The 3843-nt window shown below is 65.1% G+C and carries 3 protein-coding genes; 1 reads left to right on the plus strand and 2 read right to left on the minus strand.

Annotated features, from left to right (window positions below):
• Positions 1 to 309 precede the first annotated feature (309 nt).
• A complete protein-coding gene (locus B056_RS0108255) occupies positions 310 to 594 on the plus strand; it encodes an ArsR/SmtB family transcription factor (RefSeq protein WP_018501405.1) in 285 nt (94 codons plus the stop codon).
• On the opposite strand, the gene B056_RS0108260 is transcribed toward B056_RS0108255, so the two are convergent.
• Both B056_RS0108260 and B056_RS0108265 read right to left on the minus strand, forming a co-directional pair.
• A complete protein-coding gene (locus B056_RS0108260) occupies positions 555 to 1133 on the minus strand; it encodes a GNAT family N-acetyltransferase (RefSeq protein WP_018501406.1) in 579 nt (192 codons plus the stop codon). The two genes, B056_RS0108255 and B056_RS0108260, sit on opposite strands and share 40 nt — an antisense overlap.
• A 673-nt stretch (positions 1134 to 1806) precedes the next feature.
• Entirely contained in the window at positions 1807 to 2820 is a 1014-nt protein-coding gene (locus B056_RS0108265; protein ID WP_035750752.1) for a COG1361 family protein, read from the minus strand.
• Positions 2821 to 3843: the final 1023 nt, after the last annotated feature.

Genomic DNA, 3843 nt, shown 5'->3' on the forward strand with positions numbered 1-3843 from the left:
TGTCAGCCCCGCATCCATCTAGATCAAGCTCCCAACCCGCCCTCGTCACTGGTTAACAGACATCCTCTGCCTCGAACCAGCTTGGCAGGTAGGGCTGCGGTGCGCTCTGACCGACCCCGCGGACGGCACGACCTATCCGGTGGACGTCACCGTCGACTCCGTCGACGGTGCGAACACGGCCTTCAGTTTCGAGCTCGGTGAACCCGTTGACGCATAGTCGTGTCCGCGAGCTCCCGGGGCGTCGGTCAGCGGAAAAGCAATCGCTTGACAGCAATATAACGTTCTGGCGATAGTCGAGTTGTGGAACCTGTGATCTGGGCCGCGGTGGGTGACCCGCACCGCCGCCGGGTACTCGAGCTGCTTCGGGCCGGTCCCCGGCCGGTCCATGAACTGGTCGAGCAGCTGGGGCTGAGCCAGCCCGGGGTGTCCAAGCACCTGCGGATCCTGCGCGAGGCCGGGCTCGTCACCGTCCGGCCCGACGGGCAGCGCCGGCTCTACCTGCTGGAGCCCGCGCCGCTGCGGGAGTTCGCGCGCTGGCTCGAGCCGTTCCGGGCCTACTGGGACGACCGCCCGGACGACCTGGAACACCGCTGAGCCTCGACGTCTCCGTCTCCGGCTACCAGGTCGTCGCCGATCAGGTCCATGAGCAGCCCATCGTGGAAGACCCCGTCCGGCCCGCGCTCGTACCCGCGCAGGATTCCGACGGGCCGGAATCCGACTTTCTCGTAGCAGCGGATCGCCCGGTCATTGGCGGCAGCCGGGTCGATGGTGATCCGATGATGACCACGGTGCCGGCAGAGGAAGTGAGCCAGGAGCCCCACCGCTCTCGTACCGAGCCCGCGCCCCTGGAACCGGCCGCTCAGGTAGACGTCGATACTGGAGTGCCGGTACCGCGGGTCGCCCTCCTCTGCGTACTGGATCCCACCGGCGACCTCGCCGGAGACCTCGAGCACCAGCAGGATGGTGTCGCCTTCTCCCAAAAGGTCGGTCGTCACCTCCGCCATGGACGCCGGTTCGCCCCACCAGCGGGCCACTGACGGTTCGGCCAGGATCGCGCGGAGTGGGGCGACGTCCACGGGACGGCCGGGCCGGATGACGAGGTCGCGATCGACGAGCAGGGGGCGCAGCTCCACGGTGTTCCCTTCTGCCCTCCATGGGGTGAAGGCCGCCCGATCGGCGATCGGGCGCGGTCCCACCGCCCTGGTGGCGCGTGTCGAACTGCGGCAACAGCGTTCCACCAAGCTCCCATGGAGCGTCCGGGACCAGCCGCACCACCAGACCGTTCTCCATCACATCAATATCACATCAATGATCAAATATGTACCCGGAGAGCCACACGAGACACCCTCCAACCCCCGACCCCGGTACGAACAACGGCCGGTGAACCGAGGTGGATCACTGGCCGTTGGCGTGTTCGCCGTGCGACGTCCCCAGAGCAGAGAGGGCGCGGCGAGGCTGATGACGGTGCCGGCCGCCCTCTACGATGAGCGCTGACAGGGCCGTCCAGCGACGGCAAACCCAGACGGCCCTGTCGGCTTCTCCGTTTTTCTCTCTTTCCCGTTGCTCCTTTCCTGGCGGGCTGCCTGCCGTGTCAGGGCTCGCCCGAACGGTGATCGCTCGCGACGGCGTAGCCGCCCTTGGTGCGGTAGGTAGGCCGTGTTAGACCAGGTAGCGCCACGGGAAAGGGGGAAAACGACCGGCAGCGACAGAGCGCAAAACGCCGTGGCAGTAGCTGTTTCCTTCATGCCGGGAGATCATCTGGCTGAAGAAAAAATGATGATGCTAATCGGAGGGAGGGACCGCTTGTCAGTGCTTTCGTTCTCCGGTTGATCGGCGGTGTCGCCGACGGAGGAGGCCCCATGTCAGGGCTGCGAGTGCTACCAGGGCGGCACCGATTATCAAGGTGCGGCTGGCTATCGATGTTGTTTTCGTCGGCGTGATCGTGCCGGGTTGGCTGGGAAGGGTGATGGTGGCGTGTGCGGTCCGGTCGGTGACTCCGCTCTTGAGGTGGATAAGGGCTTTCCATGGGCCGCCGGGTATCTGCTGGTCAAGCGGTATTGTGACTGGTTCGGACTGGCCGCGGGCGAGGGTCGTGCCGAGTTGAGCGGGGAACGGGCCGGCGTTCAGGCCGGCGGGTCCGTTGGTGAGGGTGAGTTCGCCATTGAGGTCCAGCGCGCGGCCGCCCGTGTTGTGAACGCGCGCGACGACGGCTCTTCGTCCGTCGGGCAGGTGTGTCGGGGTGAGCGTGTCGATGGTGAAGTCCGCTGCTGGGGGGCCGCCTGGGCCGACTGCCAGGTAGACCCGTACGCCGACGCGGCTGACCTGCACGACGTTGGTGCCCTGGGTCGGGCTTGCGGTGGTGGTCTCGGCCCAGATACCGGCGTAACGCTCACCGGGAGACGCGTCGTGGGGGACGACGATCGTGGCGGTGATGGGAGCGGAGGCGCCTGGTTGCAGGGTCAGTGTGGGCCGGTCCAGCCTGATCCAGGTGGTCAGTTCGTTGCCGGTATGCCCGGCAGCGACGTTGAACGTCCCGTTTTTGATGGAGGCCGCGCCCGGGTAGATGGCCAGGTGCGCGACCGCATCGGTCTTGTTGGTGACTTCGATGTGTCGCTGGATGACGGCGCCGAGCCGCAGGTAGTCGACGATGTAAATGCGGGCTCGTGGGTCCTCCTCTGCGCCGGCTGGGGCGTCGAGTAGCCGGATGCCGATGCTTCCTGGTTTCGGATCGGCGGCTTGTGAGGGCGCGGCGAACGTGCTGGTGGCCGGGATGAGGGTCCCGGCCACCAGCACGGCGAGCGCGGTTAGAACACGTCGCACGGTGTGGGTCGTTTCGTTAGATGACCGAGTGAGTGACGACCGATGTGTAGGTACCGGAGGTGGCTGCCGGCGGAATGGTTGCGGTGATGGTGGGATTCCAGGTGGCCGTGTTGTCGCCTCCGCCCGGCCATGTCGGGTTGAGTACGACCGGGTTCTGAGGAGTCGTGGAGAGCGTCAATGGAGTGGTGATTGTCCATTGACTGATAGGGATTCCGGTGGATGTGACGACGCCGGTGTCGTAGGACGCGGCGAGCGTGTGTATTCCGTTCTGGAAAGGCGTTGCTGAGACCGAGGCGGTCCAGGACGCGGGGTCTGCGCTGCGGTTGTCCGTGACCGTAACCTCACCCAACTGGCCACTGAGTGACGTGGAAGATACCGCCCCTGTGGCGAGAACTACTGTCCCGGCCGGTACGGTTATATCAAGGGTTCCGCTGGTCAGTTGGAATGTGGCAGTGGTGTTCCCGGTTTGTGCCGCGACGGCGGGTAGAGCGGTCACCGCAACCAGAAAGGCGGCTCCGACAATGGCCGGTATAACCCTACGCAAAATGCACCTCACGGTGACGGGTGGCGAAAACGTGTTCGCTTCCACAAAAGGACCTGATCCGGTCGCGACTCGAAAAGATATCAGCGTGAGTGCTTCTTTAGAAGCACTGCGTGATGCGGCTTGTCGCGCCGGCTTCCTCGCGTGCGCTGACACGGACGAATCCCGCGAACCGGCCTTCCGTTCGTCTCGGTGACTCTCCGACGGTGCTCCTGCGGCTGGATGCAGGATTCATGCAGAGTTCTCGGATGGAAGTATTATTGCCGAAACCAGATCGGAAGCGGATGCGGAGGTCTTTCCCGGTATGGCGTGCATGTTTTACTATCCTCACTGAGGATCGCATCCGTCGGCTCTGTTACATCAGGCCAGGCCAGGCCAGGGCTTTCGTGCTAGTGCCGCATCAGGCAACGTTCGCCTTGGCGACGATGGTGCGGAGTTTCTTGTCCGCGGCGTGGCGGTTCCGCCAGCCGAGGTAGCGGCGG

Origin of the sequence: Parafrankia discariae, from assembly GCF_000373365.1 — a bacterium.
Classification (GTDB): domain Bacteria; phylum Actinomycetota; class Actinomycetes; order Frankiales; family Frankiaceae; genus Parafrankia; species Parafrankia discariae.